Source organism: Halobaculum roseum (genome assembly GCF_019880245.1).
Classification (GTDB): domain Archaea; phylum Halobacteriota; class Halobacteria; order Halobacteriales; family Haloferacaceae; genus Halobaculum; species Halobaculum roseum.
On record NZ_CP082287.1, the window covers coordinates 69,011 to 85,719 of the forward strand.

At 61.5% G+C, this 16,709-nt stretch carries 19 protein-coding genes and 1 pseudogene; 14 read left to right on the forward strand and 6 right to left on the reverse strand.

The features are described 5' to 3' along the window. Positions 1-47 precede the first annotated feature (47 nt). Positions 48-461, forward strand: coding sequence for a DUF7522 family protein (locus K6T36_RS15590; protein WP_390182302.1), 414 nt, complete (start codon positions 48-50; stop codon positions 459-461). 135 nt (positions 462-596) lie between these two features. After that, complete coding sequence (locus K6T36_RS15595; RefSeq protein ID WP_222923630.1) at positions 597-956, forward strand: DUF7522 family protein; 360 nt, start codon at positions 597-599, stop codon at positions 954-956. 38 nt (positions 957-994) lie between these two features. Here K6T36_RS15595 and K6T36_RS15600 read toward each other — a convergent pair whose 3' ends face one another. Next, the gene (locus tag K6T36_RS15600) at positions 995-1,444 is read right to left on the reverse strand and encodes a universal stress protein (protein WP_222923631.1); all 450 of its coding nucleotides are present in this window, start codon (positions 1,442-1,444) and stop codon (positions 995-997) included. A gap of 581 nt (positions 1,445-2,025) precedes the next feature. Between K6T36_RS15600 and K6T36_RS15605 the strand changes: the two genes are divergently transcribed. From K6T36_RS15605 to K6T36_RS15625, 5 genes and pseudogenes are all read left to right on the forward strand, one after another. Next, positions 2,026-3,303: an RNA-guided endonuclease InsQ/TnpB family protein gene (locus K6T36_RS15605; protein WP_222923632.1), complete on the forward strand. Its 1,278-nt coding sequence runs from the start codon at positions 2,026-2,028 to the stop codon at positions 3,301-3,303. 37 nt (positions 3,304-3,340) lie between these two features. Next, positions 3,341-3,741, forward strand: a pseudogene (locus tag K6T36_RS15610) (hypothetical protein); the annotation flags it as partial. 66 nt (positions 3,742-3,807) lie between these two features. Further along, positions 3,808-4,029, forward strand: coding sequence for a DUF8129 domain-containing protein (locus K6T36_RS15615; protein ID WP_222923633.1), 222 nt, complete (start codon positions 3,808-3,810; stop codon positions 4,027-4,029). A 122-nt stretch (positions 4,030-4,151) separates the two neighbouring features. Continuing rightward, positions 4,152-5,153, forward strand: coding sequence for a DUF6610 family protein (locus tag K6T36_RS15620; RefSeq protein ID WP_222923634.1), 1,002 nt, complete (start codon positions 4,152-4,154; stop codon positions 5,151-5,153). Positions 5,154-5,228: 75 nt separating this feature from the next. Next, positions 5,229-5,591, forward strand: coding sequence for a DUF8013 domain-containing protein (locus tag K6T36_RS15625; RefSeq protein WP_222923635.1), 363 nt, complete (start codon positions 5,229-5,231; stop codon positions 5,589-5,591). Here the strand turns inward: K6T36_RS15625 and K6T36_RS15630 are convergent. Further along, complete coding sequence (locus K6T36_RS15630) at positions 5,588-5,887, reverse strand: DUF3892 domain-containing protein (protein WP_222923636.1); 300 nt, start codon at positions 5,885-5,887, stop codon at positions 5,588-5,590. The two genes, K6T36_RS15625 and K6T36_RS15630, sit on opposite strands and share 4 nt — an antisense overlap. A 168-nt stretch (positions 5,888-6,055) precedes the next feature. On the opposite strand from K6T36_RS15630, the gene K6T36_RS15635 reads away from it, so the two are divergent. The 4 genes from K6T36_RS15635 (at position 6,056) to K6T36_RS15650 (ending at position 9,370) form a co-directional block, all read left to right on the forward strand. Next, positions 6,056-6,994 (forward strand): ArdC-like ssDNA-binding domain-containing protein, encoded by a 939-nt coding sequence (locus tag K6T36_RS15635; protein ID WP_222923637.1) that lies wholly within the window; start codon positions 6,056-6,058, stop codon positions 6,992-6,994. Positions 6,995-7,292: 298 nt separating this feature from the next. Continuing rightward, positions 7,293-7,484: a hypothetical protein gene (locus tag K6T36_RS15640; protein ID WP_222923638.1), complete on the forward strand. Its 192-nt coding sequence runs from the start codon at positions 7,293-7,295 to the stop codon at positions 7,482-7,484. A gap of 1 nt (position 7,485) precedes the next feature. Next, entirely contained in the window at positions 7,486-8,817 is a 1,332-nt protein-coding gene (locus tag K6T36_RS15645; protein WP_222923639.1) for an NRAMP family divalent metal transporter, read from the forward strand. A 4-nt stretch (positions 8,818-8,821) separates the two neighbouring features. Beyond that, the gene (locus K6T36_RS15650) at positions 8,822-9,370 is read left to right on the forward strand and encodes a hypothetical protein (RefSeq protein WP_222923673.1); all 549 of its coding nucleotides are present in this window, start codon (positions 8,822-8,824) and stop codon (positions 9,368-9,370) included. A 15-nt stretch (positions 9,371-9,385) separates the two neighbouring features. On the opposite strand, the gene K6T36_RS15655 is transcribed toward K6T36_RS15650, so the two are convergent. The 3 genes from K6T36_RS15655 to tenA are packed head-to-tail and all read right to left on the reverse strand — an operon-like array spanning position 9,386 to position 12,323. Further along, entirely contained in the window at positions 9,386-10,906 is a 1,521-nt protein-coding gene (locus K6T36_RS15655; RefSeq protein WP_222923640.1) for a sodium:solute symporter family transporter, read from the reverse strand. Further along, entirely contained in the window at positions 10,900-11,661 is a 762-nt protein-coding gene (locus K6T36_RS15660; protein WP_222923641.1) for a TenA family protein, read from the reverse strand. Before K6T36_RS15660 ends, K6T36_RS15655 begins: the two co-directional genes overlap by 7 nt. Then, a complete protein-coding gene (gene tenA / locus K6T36_RS15665; protein WP_222923642.1) occupies positions 11,658-12,323 on the reverse strand; it encodes a thiaminase II in 666 nt (221 codons plus the stop codon). Before tenA ends, K6T36_RS15660 begins: the two co-directional genes overlap by 4 nt. Positions 12,324-12,386: 63 nt before the next feature. Here tenA and thiD point away from each other — a divergent pair, with 63 nt between their 5' ends. The 3 genes from thiD to K6T36_RS15680 all read left to right on the forward strand — a co-directional run bounded on the left by thiD (position 12,387) and on the right by K6T36_RS15680 (position 15,811). Next, positions 12,387-13,736, forward strand: a complete 1,350-nt coding sequence (gene thiD / locus K6T36_RS15670; RefSeq protein WP_222923643.1) for a bifunctional hydroxymethylpyrimidine kinase/phosphomethylpyrimidine kinase — start codon at positions 12,387-12,389, stop codon at positions 13,734-13,736. Positions 13,737-13,738: 2 nt separating this feature from the next. Next, complete coding sequence (locus tag K6T36_RS15675; protein WP_222923644.1) at positions 13,739-14,665, forward strand: thiamine-phosphate synthase family protein; 927 nt, start codon at positions 13,739-13,741, stop codon at positions 14,663-14,665. Positions 14,666-14,995: 330 nt separating this feature from the next. Next, the gene (locus K6T36_RS15680; protein WP_222923645.1) at positions 14,996-15,811 is read left to right on the forward strand and encodes a hypothetical protein; all 816 of its coding nucleotides are present in this window, start codon (positions 14,996-14,998) and stop codon (positions 15,809-15,811) included. Positions 15,812-15,822: 11 nt separating this feature from the next. Here the strand turns inward: K6T36_RS15680 and K6T36_RS15685 are convergent, their stop codons facing one another. Continuing rightward, a complete protein-coding gene (locus tag K6T36_RS15685) occupies positions 15,823-16,626 on the reverse strand; it encodes a DUF6036 family nucleotidyltransferase (protein WP_222923646.1) in 804 nt (267 codons plus the stop codon). Positions 16,627-16,709 lie beyond the last annotated feature (83 nt).

Here is a 16,709-nt window from a genome sequence, read left to right on the forward strand (position 1 = left end):
GTCGAATATTCGAAATATTACGTCGCTTTCTTTGCCGTAGACATATAGTGAAAGAGACGAGAGATGGTAATATGGCGACAAGGATGGCCACCCGCCTCGAGAACTTCTTCGAGCAACGAACGGACGAGAATCTCCGTAGTATCGTGAAGTACGAGGAGGAGTCCTACGATATCGTCTATCTCAGAGATGATGTCGCTGAGCAGTATACTACTGAAGAGATTGAATCCGCGATCGATGATTCTCGGATGGAATCATTAACTGCGCCAATCTATGAGGACACCTACTCGGAAGACCACGGGCAACTCACCTGTCTTGTGCAGTGTTTTGAGAACGTTATCGAGATGAATTTTGTTCTCGAAGACGGGGTTGGGGCCGCGGTTGCACTTGATGCTGAGGCAATGGCCGATGCCCACGGACTCGTCGCGGAAGCGAGGGCAATCGTGATGGAGGAACGTCAATAGCAACCATTGGACATCGGCCTTTCAAGGAACCCTCAGCTATTGGTAGAGTTTTCCAATGCTTGCATTCTAGGCGTGAGTATCAATAGCGCGATCTGGGGGAACCAGCATTAAGATGAAGCTTGATAATATCCGAATATGGCTGAAAGTGCGTTAATTGACTACCTCGAAAGGAAGGCCGGTGAGTACCATCGTGGGACAGTTCGCTACGATGGAAACGATACCGATATTCTACACCTTCGAGAAGACGTGAGAGAAACACGTCTGACGAGCCAAATCGATCGGATGCTAAGGCGCATTCGCCCAGAATCGTCCCCAAAAGAGGAACGCTCCTTCCCGTTCGGAGAACTCAATGCCACAGTCCGGTTGTTTGAAGAAGCGATTATTATCCACTTCCCGAAAGGAAACGACCGTGGCATCATCGTCTCTCTCGAGCCTGAAACGGCACGTGACCTCAATACGTTCATTGGGGAATGCGAAAAACTCATCCAGGACTAAGTCTCGAAATCGCGGTTCGATGTTTCCACCTATACTTGTTAGGCTGACTCGACGGTAGGAATCTCAGCCGCGGGGTCTACTTCCATAACGTCGGTATCTACAGCTGTGTTCTCACGAAGGAATGCACCGACTGCAGGACCGTTCCGAAGGATTCTACTCAGGATTTTTTGCCATGTTGCCTGCTGATTCGCACCAACGACAATGATGTCGGTATCAGTTTGAGTGGCCTCCTCGAGAATCACTTCTTCGACGAGAAAGCCTTGACGTGTAGTTACGGATGCCTCGACACCATCGAGCGTCGCCGAGATCGCATGGGTGAGTTCCTCCGTTTGTGTTCTGTCCCCTGTTTGGTACAAATTGACGTGGAGAACCCGAAGATCCGCTGGTGTGTGGTCATGTGCGAGTCGGCCAGCTGCTGCAAGGGTTTGCGCGCTCTGGTCGGTGAGAGGATATCGAATTGGCACGAGAATTCTGGTTAGATCTGCCATGTAACGGCTCTACAATACGTTCCAAACGTAATCGTAATCATCCTAACGGAGTGATTATCAATACATATAATATCAAAAAATGACGCAGTGCTGCTCATCAACCGTTGCTGTCGGCACTTAGTAATCGGACTTGTGGTGCTGGGCAGGTGGTCCTTGGTACAGGGGACTTCCGAATTCAAGACCCATTCTGAGGATGGAATTTTCGGCCACGCCAGACTAGCCCAATTTTCAGTTTAACCAACGTGGGAGAGTTTAGCTCGGGTGTTGGTTAACGTGGTGTTGTTTTTGCGCCCGGGAGAGGGGCGCAGGGCGCGAGACGATGCAGTCGCACGTCGACGAGGATTCCTCAAGTGAGGTGACTGAGATGAAAGATCCAGAGTCCAGAACCATCTTCGCTGGCGTCGATGGACGTACCGACACCGAACTACCCGAATGGTACCGAGAGCGACACGGGAGCGACAATCCAAGTGCTTCGGGACTTGACCCTGAGGTAGAAGGCTGTAAACTCGGATGAATGGTCCACTTTCACCGTGGATGGCTGATATTCATTGGGAATACAGTGCTATATCCGACTGGAGCGAATGACACACGACCAGACTCTCGTGAAGACGCTGGATTTCCAGCTGAATATCCAGAGTGACAACGAGAGTCTGCTGGAAGACGCCACGGTCGAATCGAGGTGGGTGTACAACGAAACCATCCGTCTCGCCAAGCAGGGCGTAGACTGGGACGAAATCTCCGACCGCGTGGCTGACGACGCCGACCTCGTGAAAAATACGACACAGCGTATTGTTGCGAAGGCACTCGGTGCGATGGAGAACTACCACAAGTACGACGGCTTCGGCCCGCCGAGCCACACCAAGGACGGTGCGTACCCGCTTCGAGCCAACTACGAAGAGGGCTACAACCTCACGCTCTGTGACGACGCATCTGTTGGGTTCCGTATCAGTGCCAAACCGTACAAGCACGTTAACGGGGTCCTGGAAGGCGACGACGCCCATCTCGACATATTGCGGGCGGCACTCACTAGCGACGAGTGGAACATCGGGACAGCGGAAGCACTGTTTCACGATGGAACGCCCGAGTTGCACGTCAACGTCACGAATACCGAGCACACCGTTCGAAACAAAGAGGACTCTCGGACGGTCATCGGCCTGGACGTTAACGAGGGCAACGTGGCAGTGTCGGCACTGTCAGCAGATGGCGTTGAAGATACGCTGGTCATTGACTTCCCTGAAATCAAGTCCGAGCGCCACCGGTACTTCACGATGCGAAAGCGGGTTCAGAACGCCGCAAAGCCGAGTATGCACGATTCGCTCGAAGGACGAGAGGAACGGTTTGTCCGTGACCGACTCCACAAGGTGAGTCGACACATCGTGAAGTGGTGCCAGCAGTTCGAGAAGCCGTGCATCGTCTTTGAAGACCTCAAAGAGATGCGCGACAGTATCGACTATGGCACCCGGATGAACCGACGCTTGCACCATCTACCGTTCCGTGCGCTCCAATACTACACATCGTACAAGGCCGCCTTCGAGGGCGTTCCAACGGCGTGGATTGACCCTGAATACACGAGTCAGCGGTGTCCGATATGTGGACATACGGAGCGTGGGAACCGGAACAAGAAGCGGTTCAAGTGTCAGGACTGTGAGCATCAAGACCACAGCGACCGAGGTGCGAGCGTCAACGTGGCTGTCAAAGGCATCAAGAAGCATCAAGAATGGGATGTGCCTGCTCTCAACAGCCTTCCCCAAGTGCGGAAGGTGCGACGGCAGGCATCGGGGGCCGTGGACGCCCCGACCGTGACCCACGACACCGATCAAGGGCATCAGACCGATGGTGTCGCGGGAGTGTCTGACTAATCCACGGGAAGTCTCGAGATTTGGCACCGAGACAGTTCACACCCTGCTGGGGTTCCCGGACTACCCGGCCGAGCGTGCCGCTGGCGATGCAGAAGCCAATGCGGCGTCCCCCTTCGAGATCGATATGTGGACGCTGCATTCCGGCGCGACGTACGCCCTCACCCACTTCTTCCAGGGGAAAGAGGGGGCATCCCTCGATCAATACGTTCGGATCGCCAACGACATCCTGTTCAACCCGGAAGGCACAATCGAGCGCGTCGAGCAGGCGTACGAGCAGGAGTTAGCGGCGGACGGCGACGATGGGTCGCAAGCCTCGCGGCCGGCGAGCGAGCGCTGGCGAGCATCGAGCGCGTCAGCGACGACCTGCAGGAGAAAGTCGAGCAGTTCGAAGAACGCGAGGACGCACTGCGTGAGCGGTTCCAAGAGGCGATGGTCTGACGCCGCATCAGTGACGTAGTCGTCTGTTCTGTTTTTCTCGCCCTAGAGAGGTGGAGGGCTACCGAGATGGAACAGGCCACAATCAGCGACGAGAGTGACGACGAATTCCCGCCTGAGAAGCGCCTCGAAGCACCGAATTACCGATTGATCAAGGCCGGTATCGCGACGATTCCCGATATGGAGACCCTGCAAGAGTGTGTTGCCTACGAGAACGCTCACCAGAATCGGACGCAGATCCTTCGCCAGCTCAAGTGGAAGGCTGAAGAGCTACGTGAGGACAAAGAGTAAGCTCTGTTCTTAACCAACACACTCCGCGTTAATTCCCTATCGTTGGTTAAAGCGCTGTGCCTCGGTTTTTCAGGCCCCTGAACGGGTGCGGGGCTGCCAGCAGCGGCCTCGCGAGCCTAATCATGTCCCTTGAGCTGAGCTCCAGCGCCAGCACCGCCCGCGAAATCGCCGCCGCCAGACAAGCAGACTATGTGGCGTTTCTGCATCGAGCTCCGTTCGTCGCCGATGCTCTAGCCCTCGGATTTCTCCCCGGATTTCGCGAGGACTGTGGGTATCAAGAGACGCAGTTTCAGAACCTCAGCCTCCCCGTCGGGATGCTCGACAACGATTTTCGAAATCCCGATCTGGAGCGGTTCATCGACCGTTTCTTCGAGTACGAACCAGAGGTCGGGGTCATCGGGGACGTCGACGAACTCGACGACGTCGACGCCCACGTCGCTGCTGCTCGCGAGATCCAAGCGAGCTATCCCGAGGCCCAGCTCATCGTCGTTCCAAAGTCGCAGGCGGTGATCGACGCAATACCCGAGACTCTTGTTCTTGGCTACTCGCGAGGCTATGCTGACCGGTTGGCCCACGAGTTCTCCGACCCAGCCGATTGGAGAGGGCGGCGCGTCCACATCCTCGGTGGGAGCCCGCCCAAGCAGCTCGACTCCATTCGACAGCTGACCCGACCGACACTCACTGACGAGCCACCGGCCGACATCGTCGGCGTCGACTGGAACGGGTTGCATCGTGGCGCACAGTTCGGTGAATTCTGGACGGCCGACGGCTGGGACGACAGCGGTCGCGACGCCGACCACGTCACCGTACGAAAGACGGTGCGCCACAGCCTCGCCCGCGTCCGTGAGTTTTGGAGGACCCACGGAATCTGGCCCGAATCGACACCGCAAGACGAGGGGCTCAACGTCGAGTACGAGGGACCGAGTCCTGCCGATCTCGAGGGCGCCGCCTGTACCGAGTGCGGGGCGAACGTCTGGCGAACTCGCCGCGGCCCGTACGTCGCCGAATACGATACCGGCGCAATCTGTGGATACTGCAGCTATGAGTGCTACTTCAGTCACCATCACCGGAACAACCTGGAGGAAATCGCCGGCGAACAGAGCGTCTACATCCCGCCGGCATGACGCAGCGTGCTGTTTTTCGAGCCCCGGGAGAGGGCGGAGGCTCGGTCGTGAGCCTTCGTCCAGAGGTGACTTTCCGTGAGTCAGCAACAAACTGCAGACGACGTTTCAATCGATGAGATTCCAATCGATATCTCGAACACCCAGTCCGGGAATATCGATCCCGCCGATGTCCCCGACGAAATCGAGTCGATCACCCGTGGTCTAGCGAGCGAACAGCCGCCGACGAACCCCCTGGTCGTCCTCAAAGCGGCTCGCTGGTGGTACATCCATGGCAAGGGCGGCACAGATCCCGCCTTCCAGTGGGCCATCGAGTGGGCGCGGCACCTCGCGACCGACACGCCCAGCGACGTCGAGCGCTTCGACGACTTCCTCGAGTACCTCGTCACGGTCGGATTGGCCGATGAAAAACGCTCTCTACGCGATCCCAAGGCGCCCTAGAACTCGGGCAGTTCGCCCAGATTGTCGCTCGCGATGTTGTTCCCGTCAGTCCGAAGGTAGGTTGTCCCGTCAACTTCTACAGTTCCGACATCGTCACCCTTTGTCCATTTCCCATTGTCATTCTTATACGCCGTACAGTACTCTTGTCCAACCGATAAGTTGAGGATGACGGCCATTCGCGATTTCGTATCTCGGTTGACCAGTTGATCTCCATCGTCCTCATATACCCGAACTTGTTCGATAGAGTCACCACTGTATCTAACTGCAGTGATTACGTAATCTGCCCACTTGCTCATGGAACAGTGTACTCAGACGTGTAGTGTAAAATATTGGAAAGTGGAGTGAAACTGAACACGTTGCTGACGGCTGGAGAGCCAGTTGGTGAATTTCTGTTTTTGCGCCCCTGAAGGGTGCGGCGCGTTCTGAACTGACGCAGTCGCCGTGAACTTGATTCGGTGAACACAATGGCTACGACTAGTGACTCGTCGGTTTCCTTCGAGGAGACCGACACGCGAGACGACGAGATGAACAGTACCATCGAACAGTGGATCGACGACCTCGTCGCCGGCGTCGACGACGCGCAGGCCAGCGAGGAGTTCCAAGAGTGGCTCGACCTCCAGAGTCGCTTCCACGACTACTCCTACCGGAACACGCTCCTCATCAAGCGGCAGTGCCCCGAGGCGAGCCGGGTTGCGGGCTACCGGACGTGGCAGGAGGAGTTCGATCGCCACGTCACGGAGGGCGAGTCGGCCATCTGGATCTGGGCGCCGATCATCACCACGCAGTGCCCGGAGTGCGAGAACTCGCCGAGTTACCACGAGGACAGTGACTGTGAGTACGACGAGACGCCACCCGAGGAGTGGTCCGAGGGTCTCGTCGGGTTCAAGCCCGCGCCGGTGTTCGATGTCTCCCAGACCGAGGGCGAGCCGCTTCCCGACCTGGACACGGCAGCGACCGGGGACGCCGGCAACCTCATCGATCGGCTGACCGACGCCGCAGATGAACTCGGTGTGACGGTTCGAATCGTCCCGGAAGCGGAGTGGACGCACGGTGAGGCGAAGGGTATCTGCGAGCAGCTCAGTCTCGTCGATATGCAGCCGCGCGTTGAGGTCCGCGATCGGGAGAACGACGCCGATCTCGCACGGACGTTGATTCACGAGTACGCACACGCCCTACTCCATTTCGACGTCGACGACGATACCGAACGGTCGAAACGCGAAGTGGAGGCCGAAGCCGTCGCGTACGTCGTCGGGCGCTACTGCGGTCTCGACACCAGCGGGTCGGCGTTCTACTTGGCTGCTTGGGAGTCTGACGATCCCGAGGTCGTTCGCGAGCGGCTCGGGCGGATTAGTCGAACGGCAGAAGAACTCATCGACGTTCTCGAAGACCCGCCTACTCGCTAATTCGGTTAATCAACAGATAGCGGGCTTTCGGCCGTCTGATGATTGAAATTTTTCACAGTCACAGACAAGGACTTTCAGGGAATAATGAGGAACTGCGATCTTCTAGTGGTTGTCAGAGATGGCTCTGTCAGGGATAGCTGCGACTGTGTTTTAAATATTATGTAGCAAGAGGCGACCCCAATCCGGTGCTCTGAGGAGCAAACATGACGTGTCGGGTTCCGGTCACCAAAGGAGTCTCCGGCGAATGCCTGAGTCGGTCAATCCCAACGTATATTACTGGCGAATACAACCCAGTATTATGAAAATCACCGATGATCAGTTCAAACAGTATCAACGTGAGGGAGATGTTGTCACCGACGGATTGGAATCGAGCGTGAAGGTCGAGTGGGTAACGTCTCACATTCGCGTGCCGATGGAACCGGTGGGTATTCTCTTCCAGCAGTCCCTGGTCCCATACGCCACCGGCGATCGATTCCCGGGGTGTGTCTGAGATGGCGTTCACCCGCCTCTATGAGCGGCTCTCGGGCATGGGGCCAGCGTGGCTCGCGGGTGCCATCGCAGCCGGTCCGGCCACGATTAGCGCGCTCGTGGCCGCTGGTGTCGGCTACGGATACGACCTCCTGTGGGTTGTGGTACTGTCTGCGCCGGTGGGGTTCGTCGCGTTGCTGTTGGCCGCCCGGCTCGGGACAGCTACTGAGCGGGGAATCGTCCGGGCCGTCGAGGACCGCCTCGGCAAGTGGTGGGCGTGGCTGCTCGTTGTTGACACCGTAATCGTCGCCGGTGTGGCCCAGTTGCTGATCATGAAAGGGCTCGCGGACGTGTCGACCTCACTATTCGGCCTGACTCCGCCGGTCTGGGGCGTGCTCTGGGCAGTCGTACTTGCGGTCGGACTCGCAGGCGGTGGGTACCGAGTCGCGGAAATCGGGGCGAAAGTTGTTGTCTCGGCTGTCGTGCTCGTGTTCGTCGCGACACTCGCGGTTGTTCCGCCGGACCCGGCCGCCGCCGCGGCAGGGCTGGTGCCGACGACGCCGCCGGGCGCGGCAGTCACCGTCGCAGGTGTGCTCGGAGGCGCCGTCCACATTACGCTCGTCACAATGCACACGTACACGATGCGGGCCCGAGAGTGGGGCAGCGACGACTACGGGCTGGCGCGATTCGACGCCGGCGCATCGATGCTGGCCGCGTTCGGGCTGTACAGCCTCTCCATCTTTCTGGTTGTGGCCGGGGCGTTGGGCGGCCGAGATGTCGCCCCACAGGCCACCGCGGCCGCGGCAGCGCTGGAGCCTGTCGCGGGGAGCGCGGCCGTGACGTTGTTCCTCGTCGGCATTCTCGGCGCCGCCGTCTCGACCCTCGGCGGCAACACGGTTGTCCCGCCATTCTTGCTCGCGGACAAGCTGGGATGGGGAACCACCGTCGATGATGGCCGGTACCGGGCGCTGTTGGCCGGGACGGCGCTGGTTTCGGCCGCGGGCGCGTTCGTCGGCGGGAACTTCATTCCATTGCTCGTTCAGGCGTTGGCACTCGGACTTGCTGGGACACCCTTCGTCCTCGCACTCGTTTTGTATCTCCTGTACGACGTTCCTGGTGGGCCTCCCTCGCGGCTCTTGACCGGCTCGGGCGTCATCTTACTAGGTGTAACAAGTGTAACGGCGGCCAACTCCGTCCGGGACACTGCAGCGACCCTGACCGATGGGCTCGCCCCGACTCCTGCGTTCGTCACCCTGTTCGCAGTCGTGCTAGGTCTCGCGACGCTCGCTCTACTCGCGCTGTTCGTGCGTGAGTGGGCAGCCGGGTGGCGACGCGCCGACCGCACGGCCGGGTGATTCGATGCGAGACGTTTTCGAGGAGGGGTCGACGCTCATCCTCGGCCCCTCGAACGTCGGCAAGACCCGGCTAACGGCACGAGCCCTCGGCCGCTGGGTCCGACAGAATGGACCGTCGGGTGTCGTTGTCCTGGAGTTTGCACCCGAACTGAAACGGGACGGGACCGTTCTGGGTGGACGGCTGAGCCGGTTCACGTCGGTCCCTGATGATGCCTTCCATGGGGTCGTGGAGGTCGACGCCCCACGCGCGGAGAGCGACACCGAGGACGGCGCACTCACGCTCGCTCGGGGGAATGCCGAGCGCGCGTTCCGCGTGCTTGCGGCGGCGCCGGCGAATCCGACGGCGGTGTTTGTCAACGACGCGACGATTGCGCTCCAGGCGGACGCCGACCGTGCGGACGCACTGACCGACTACTGCGACCACGCGTCGGTCACCGTCTGTAACGCCTTCGAGAGTGACGAACTCGGCATCGAGGATTCTGTTTCACGAAACGAGCGGACGTCACTGCAATCACTCCGGACGTGGGCCGATCGGGTCGTCGAACTTTCCTGAACGAGCCGACCGCCGTCAGTCGGCCGGCTCCGTAGGGTCGTCGTCGATGCGACCGACCTCGCCGGCGAGACCTTCGAGGTCGAACGCCGACGATGAGAGCCGCGCTGTGACCAGTGTCAGCGCGGTTGAGACGCAGAATGCGCCCGCGAAGGAGGTCAGGTACAACGGATCCGCCGCGGGGAGTGCATCGCCGAGGACCGGGACCGCCGCGAGCGCGCCGCGGAGATCGGGGAAGTACGCCAGCCCGACAGTCAGCCCGCCGATACTGCTTGTGAGCGCGCCGCGGCCAGTGATCGACTCCGAGTAGAGCCCATAGACGAGCGGGAACGCGACGGCTGCGCCCAGCAGGTCCGCAAAGAAGAACAGCCGAAGCACGCTCCGGGCCCGGAGGCTGACGTACACCGCTGCGAGCGCCACAGCGACGGTGAACAGTCGGGAGGCGAGGCGGAGCCGTCGATCGTCCGCTGCGGTGAGCCGCCCCAGGTCGACTGCGACGAGGCTCGCCAGCGCGTTGAACAGCGTGTCGACAGAGCTGATTACAAGCAGTAACGCGAGCAGCGTCACCCCGAGGACAACCGGTTCCGGGAAGGCCTCCTCGAGAAGCACGAACAGTGCGACATCGGCATTGTAGCCCGCGCTCGTCACGTCGGTCACGATATCCGTGCTGCCGACTGCGACGATGCCAAACAGGGCAGCCAAGAACACGAGCGCACCGTTCGTCACGCTAGCTGTTCGGAAGCCGCGCCGGACGACGTCGTCGCTCTCGCCGGCGTACACCCGCTGCCACCAAGTCTGGTTGATCAGCTCCGCACCGAGGATGGCGAACGAGAGCGCGAGTCCGAACTGCAGGCCCGGGATGAACCCGGGGTCAAGCAGGGCCGGGTTCGCAGCGGTGACCCCGTCGTAGACAGGGCCAACCCCGCCGACAGTTACGAGGACGGCGATGAACGTGGCCACGAGTAGGGGAATCACGAGCAATGCCTGCACGGTGTCTGTGACAATACTCGCCGTGAGCCCGCCGTAGCCTGTGTAGAGGAGCACGATGCCGCCGACCAACACGGCTGTTTGCCACTGTGGGACGCCGGCGACGAGCGAGAGCGCACCCGCAATTCCCGTGAGTTCAGCGGCTACAAAGACGAACATGTAGAGTGCAGACACCACAAGGATGAACGCGTACATCGCGGTCCCGTAACGCGCGTGGGCGTACTCAGTCAGCGAGTGACCGTCCGGAATGAGCTGTCTGATTCGCGGCCCGATCCGGGCGTACGCGAGCATCGGAACCGCCTCGCCGACGGCGTAGCCGACGACCGCAGCGATCCCGAAGCTCGCGCCGGCCTCTGGCGCCGAAAAGAGTATCCAGACTCCCATTACCGACGCCACCAGCGTCCCGGTCATCCGCCGCTCGCCGATCGAGCCCCGGGCAGTGATGAGATCCTCGACTGACCCGACCTGACCGCGGGAGTACCATACCCCGATCGCGGCGCTCCCGGCGAGCACCGCCACGACGAGCCCGAGTGCAGCTGTCGGCGTCACCATTCTTTCTCACCCAGATTGCTCCCAATGTCGGCATCGTAGGCCGACTCGAAGAACGCGACCTCCAGTTCGACCGTCCGCCGGAACAGCCGGTCGAGCCGTGCGCGTCGGCGACCGGATGCGGCCGCGCCCTCCCGGTCGAGTTCCTCGCGTAGCCAGTCGACGAACGCGACGAACCCCTCGTTCGCGTGAAGATCGATCCACTCCCCGAGATAGAACGGCTCGGGCACCGCGTCGGCGGCGGTCGCCCACTCCCGGTAGATCCACTCGGCGGGCACGAGCACCGCGAGGATCTCGGCATAGCCGCCCTCGCGGGCCGCCCGCTCCAGTACGTCCTGAAACGCACGGGTCGTGGCCGTCGTTTCCGGGTTGGTGTACGCTTCCTTGGCCACGCCGAGCGCGTCGAACGACCGCTCGAAGTAGTCGTTCTCCTCAGCGGTCAGCGACTCCATGAATGTCACGAGTTGCGACTTCGCGGCCATCGTCGGGGCCTCCCCGACCGCGTGGCCGAACGTACCGACGAGCGTCTCGACGAACACGTAATCCTGGAGAAGGTAGCGGCTGTATACGTCGTCGGCTATCGTTCCCTCGATCAGCTCTTCGGTGAACCGGCCCTCGATGGCGGTCGACCACTGCGGCTCCGCGCGGGCCCGAAGCCAGTCAGTGAATCGCGCGCCCTCTGCGCCCCCCTCCGCCGCCGTGGCGTACGTCTCGAAGTCGACCGGGACATCCGTCCCGTCCGATCTCTGCGTCGTCATAGCGGCCACCCCTCTCTCTCCCAGGCGGCATCCCAAAACAGGTACTCGTACTGGGCCGATATCCCAAACAGGTCGCGATAGCGATCCCGCTCGGCGTCGCTGGCTTCTGCGGCCACCTCGTTCATGAGGTCTTTGCACCACGTCGTGAGTTCGGTGAATTCCTCGCCAGCGTACATCTCTATCCAGGCTGCGTACTGTTCGTGCTCCGGCACCCCACGCGCTGCGAGGCGCGTTCCGGTCTCGTTAAAGCCCCACATACAGGGCAAGAGCGCGGCAACGAGGTCACCAAACGTTCCGTGGGAGGCCGTTCGGACGAGAAAGTCTGTGTACCCACGGGTCGTCGGCGAGGGATTGGTCGCCGCCAGCTCATCCTCGTCGATGCCGAACTCGGCGGCGTACGAGCGATGAAGGTCCATCTCCGTGTTCACGGTCGATTCGAGCAACGTCGCGAACCGGCCCATGCGTTCGAGATCTGGCGCCTTCGCAGCGCCGAGCGCGAATAGCCGGCTGTACTCGATCAGGTAGACGTAATCTTGGCGCACCCAGTGACGGAACGGCGCTTCCTCGAGGGTGCCGTCCCCGAGTCGGCGCACCATCGGGTGATCGAGAATCGCCGACCAGTAACCGTCGGCCTCCGCACGTAGTTCGTCGGTGAATGTCACATCAGGACGCTAGACCGAGGACCGCAAAAGTGTTATGTTCAGGTTGTATAACCCAGTTATATTGTGCGAACCCCAGCACCAGATACGCGACCCGTTGTGTTGACCGTCGCGGGCAGCGACTCGGGCGGCGGCGCCGGCGTGCAGGCAGATCTAAAAACTGCCGAAGCCTGCAGCGCGTTTGCAACGAGCGCAATCACCGCTGTGACCGCCCAGCACACTCGTGGTGTGGAGTCAACCCATGTACTTCCGCTCGAGGAGATCTCGGCCCAGATCGAGGCCGTCCGCGACGATTTCGCGGTCGACGCCCTCAAGACTGGGATGCTCGCCACCGAACCCGTCATCGAGCTCGTGGCCGACCACGCTGCCGATCTGGCGGCGCCAACTGTCGTTGACCCAGTAATGGTCGCCACCAGCGGCGACCGACTGCTCGACCCCGAGGCAGAGGGGACCTACGAGGAACTGCTCGCGCACGCGACACTCGCCACACCAAATGCCGAGGAGGCCGAGTTGCTGACCGGTGTCGCCGTCGATGGCCAGGAGAGCGCCGTCGAAGCCGGCCGCGTCCTCCTTGAGACCGGCGTCGATTCGGTCCTCCTGACGGGCGGCCACGTCGCCGGCGATACTGTCCAGGACGTGCTGGTCACCGCAGACAGCGTCGAGACGTTCGAGCACCCGCGTGTCGACACCGACGCGACCCACGGCTCTGGGTGCGCGCTCGCCAGCGCCGTCGCGGCCCGGCTCGCCCACGGCGAACCTCTCATCGAGGCCGTCCAAGCGGGGACGGACCTGCTCGCGCGCGCGATTCGCTACAACCATGACGTTGGCGAGGGACCAGGAGCGGTCCATCACCTCGTCGCGCTCCGGGAGCGGGCGGCGCGCGACCGGACGGCCGAGGCTGTCGAGTCCGTCGTCCGGCGGTTGGTCGATACGGATGCCTCGCCCGCGGTTCCCGAGGTCGGGATGAATGTGGTCGGGGCGACGCCGTACGCAGAATCACCCGAGGAGACGGCCGCGGTTGAGGGGCGAATCACTCGAACCCTCTCTGGGGTGTCTCCCAACCGCGGCGTTCGCTTTGGCGCCTCAAGTCACGTTGCGCGCTTCCTGCACGGCGCGCGCGAGTTCGACCCCGTGTTGCGGTTCGCGGTCAACTGTCGGTTCGACACGGCGATCGAACAACGGCTGGACGACCTTGCGGGAGTCGTGGTGGAGATTGATCGACGCGAGGAGCCCGAGCCAGACGAGGAGCGTTCGACAATGGGATGGGCCGCTCGGCGCGCCTTCGAGCAGGCGGACGGAACCCCCGTGGCGGTGTACGATCGTGGCGCCGTCGGAAAGGAGCCAGTGGTGCGTGTGCTCGCACCCGACGCCGAGACGGTCACGAGGCACGTGTTGACGCTCGCGGGGCGTGTCTAACCGTGCCGTTTACGCTCCCGAGTGAGATCGTCGTGGAGGATGTTCTCCCGACCCTCCGTGTCGAGCTTGCGGCCGAACTCCAGCGATACGGGCTCACCCAACAGGAGATCGCCGACGAGTTGGGCGTCACGCAAGCGGCTGTCTCAACGTACGTCAGCGAGGACACCGCCACCGACCCGCGCATCGCTAAACATCCCCGAACGCGAGCGGCCGTCGAGCGGGTCGCCGAAGGGCTTGCGACCGACGAACTGGACGGGTACGAGGCCCTTGCCGACATACTGGACCTCGTCCGTGCCCTGGAGGACCGCGGACCGATCTGTGAGATCCACGAGACGCGAATGCCCGAGATAGCGGGGCTCGGCTGCGATCTCTGCGTTCGTGGCGTCGATCCGTCGGTACGCGCCGAGCGGGCCGCCCTCGCCGATGTGCGCTCGGCCGCGCGGACGCTCTCGACTACGCCCGGGATGGCTGCGTTCGTTCCGAACGTCGGCTCGAACATCGGCGCCGCGCCCCCGGACGCCGAGACGCCGACCGACGTGGCGGCGATCCCCGGACGTATCTACGCTGTCGATGGCCGCGTTGAGGTGCCCGCGAACCCGGAATTTGGAGCGTCCCGACACGTCGCCACTGTCCTCCTTGCGGCGGCCGCGGTCGACCCAGATCTTCGGGGGGCGGTCAATCTTGCTACCGAAAGTGCGTTCCTGGCGGCGGCTCGCGAGCGCGGGATTGAAACGATGGAGTTCGACGCCGACTACGAGGATCGCGAGCGCCGGCTCCGCGAACGGTTTGCCGACCGAGAGTCGGCACCCCGGGTACTGTACCATGAGGGCGCGTTCGGTATCGAACCGATCACCTACGTGCTCGGCGCGAACGCGGAGGAGGCAGCGCAGTATGCCGCCGAACTCGTAGAAGAAATCACGGACGCGTGAACCGCCTCGGGTCAAGCCCAGTTGCATTCGACTCGTATCCCCTGTAAACTACTCGGCATCGATGTAGTCTTCGTTCTCAGTCCCAACCCAGAATTTACGAATGAAGGTAGATATACTGATATATTTAACAAGTCATCTAGAGATATTTGATGAAATCATATACGGACAACACGTTATAGGGCGGATAATAAGCGATTTACTACGCATATCAGTCGGTTACATTGCCGATACCGGATCTGTCGCGTACGTCGTCGGCTGCTACTGCGGGGGAAAGGTTGCGTTTTTCTGCGCCCGCTGAGGGGCGGAGGCGCATTCTGACCTCCGCGAACCATGACTGACGCCTATCTCACAACGGTCCTCGAGGAAGCCAAGCACGTCGCCGAGCAGCACGATCAGGTCGCTCGAACGACGGACAACCAAGCCCACGAGTACCTTCGATACGCCGTCCTCCGGATACTCGAGGGGCAGGCAGACCATCTCCCGACGGGCTGGACGCCGATCGACGGCGTCACGGTGGGCTACGGGAGCGACGACGCGATGTACGACAGCTGGGGCTCCAGCGAAGACTGGTGGGAGACCGTCCCGCCGCAAGAAGCGTGTACCCGCTTCAGGGTGTTCTTCCCGGACGACCACCAGACGGTTCCCCGTGACATCGTCGACGTGATGACCGCGCTCGGTGCCTGGCGAGTGTGGACCGGGAGCGCAGCGGCGTGCGGCTCCTACGACCATCGCGAGCGCCGTGAGGTCCACTACCTGTGGCAGGAAGGCCATCCGGTCGAGGAAGTGCTCCACGAGCGGCTCAGTGGTCCTGCGGAAGCCGTCGCGCCGGACGGTGGCCGAACGGGCGACGTTCGCGACCGACTGGTCGTCGACGAGAACGCACAGTCGGAGGACGATCTTGAGCCCCGCACGAAGCGTGCCGTCGCCGAAGCGATGGACGTCTCACTCCTCTCGAAGGGTGGCCGCTACGAGGTACAGTCTGCGTCCGGGAACCGGTACGAAGTCGACGTCATCGACGAATCGTGTACCTGTCCCGACTGGCAGCAACGTTCACCCGAAGGCGGCTGCAAGCACCTGCGCCGCGTCGATCACGAGATCAAACGGGGCCGCGTTCCCCGACCAGACGGCCGCCTTCCCTCCCCGTAGTCGTGGCCAGACTACTCCACGGGACGGACTGTGTCGCCATCCCGACGGACCCGGTCGAACGTTGAGAGATACGCGATCCGGTCGTGAACCTCGTCAGTATCCAGCTCCAGTTTGGCGGCCAGTTCGCCGACGGTCATCGGCTCGTCGAGTGCCTGGAGGACTTCGAGCCCCCGGTAGTACCTGTTCGTGAGCTCCTGGACGCGGTCCTCGATCGGTGTGGTCACTCCGTACCGCTCCTCGAGTTCGACCAGCGCCTCGTTCGCGAACGTGGCGAACTGATCGTCCCCCAGGCGTTCGATCTGGGCTTCGAGTTCAGCCCGGACGACGTCGTAATCGAGGCCGGCCTGCACGAGCATATTCATGTCCTCGATGTCGTCGTCGCGGCCGGCGATCGCCTTGAACAGGAAGATATCCTCGTTGCTGACTAGCCGGACCGTCAGTCGATCCGTGTCGAGGAACGGCTCGCTGCGCTCTTGCATCCCGTCGGTGAGCACGAGCTTGTTCGCGACCTGCTGGTTGAAGATGTCGAGGCGACACCCATCGGCGTTCTCGACGCAGCTCGTCGCCCCCAGCGCCCGGTAATCTGGATCCAGCGATTGAACCTCCGCATACCCGAGATCCATCAGGACGGCCCACAGCTGACCGTACGCGTCGCCATCCGGGACGACCAGGTCGATATCTTTCGTCGCCCCCTTGAGGTCGCGCAGCGACATCGCGCCACCACCGATCAAGTAGACTGTGAGCGGTTCAGATAGCCCGCCCCCGATTCGCTGGAATTCGTTCTCGATGTACTCACGTCCGAATGTTGGTCTCATAGTAAATCAATAGAGGTGCCCGAAACTACGGGTACGGGAGAAAACCAGCACTCGTGAGTCGTCTCACGGTCCATGGCAGGGTT

Coding starts and splice junctions, on each gene's coding strand:
- K6T36_RS15685 (WP_222923646.1), bottom strand. CDS start 16,626: ATGAGACCAACATTCGGACGTGAGTACATCGAGAACGAATTCCAGCGA.
- K6T36_RS15660 (WP_222923641.1), bottom strand. CDS start 11,661: ATGACGACGCAGAGATCGGACGGGACGGATGTCCCGGTCGACTTCGAG.
- K6T36_RS15620 (WP_222923634.1), top strand. CDS start 4,152: ATGTCCCTTGAGCTGAGCTCCAGCGCCAGCACCGCCCGCGAAATCGCC.
- K6T36_RS15630 (WP_222923636.1), bottom strand. CDS start 5,887: ATGAGCAAGTGGGCAGATTACGTAATCACTGCAGTTAGATACAGTGGT.
- K6T36_RS15595 (WP_222923630.1), top strand. CDS start 597: ATGGCTGAAAGTGCGTTAATTGACTACCTCGAAAGGAAGGCCGGTGAG.
- K6T36_RS15605 (WP_222923632.1), top strand. CDS start 2,026: ATGACACACGACCAGACTCTCGTGAAGACGCTGGATTTCCAGCTGAAT.
- K6T36_RS15615 (WP_222923633.1), top strand. CDS start 3,808: ATGGAACAGGCCACAATCAGCGACGAGAGTGACGACGAATTCCCGCCT.
- K6T36_RS15645 (WP_222923639.1), top strand. CDS start 7,486: ATGGCGTTCACCCGCCTCTATGAGCGGCTCTCGGGCATGGGGCCAGCG.
- K6T36_RS15640 (WP_222923638.1), top strand. CDS start 7,293: ATGAAAATCACCGATGATCAGTTCAAACAGTATCAACGTGAGGGAGAT.
- K6T36_RS15650 (WP_222923673.1), top strand. CDS start 8,822: ATGCGAGACGTTTTCGAGGAGGGGTCGACGCTCATCCTCGGCCCCTCG.
- K6T36_RS15600 (WP_222923631.1), bottom strand. CDS start 1,444: ATGGCAGATCTAACCAGAATTCTCGTGCCAATTCGATATCCTCTCACC.
- K6T36_RS15655 (WP_222923640.1), bottom strand. CDS start 10,906: ATGGTGACGCCGACAGCTGCACTCGGGCTCGTCGTGGCGGTGCTCGCC.
- K6T36_RS15680 (WP_222923645.1), top strand. CDS start 14,996: ATGACTGACGCCTATCTCACAACGGTCCTCGAGGAAGCCAAGCACGTC.
- K6T36_RS15635 (WP_222923637.1), top strand. CDS start 6,056: ATGGCTACGACTAGTGACTCGTCGGTTTCCTTCGAGGAGACCGACACG.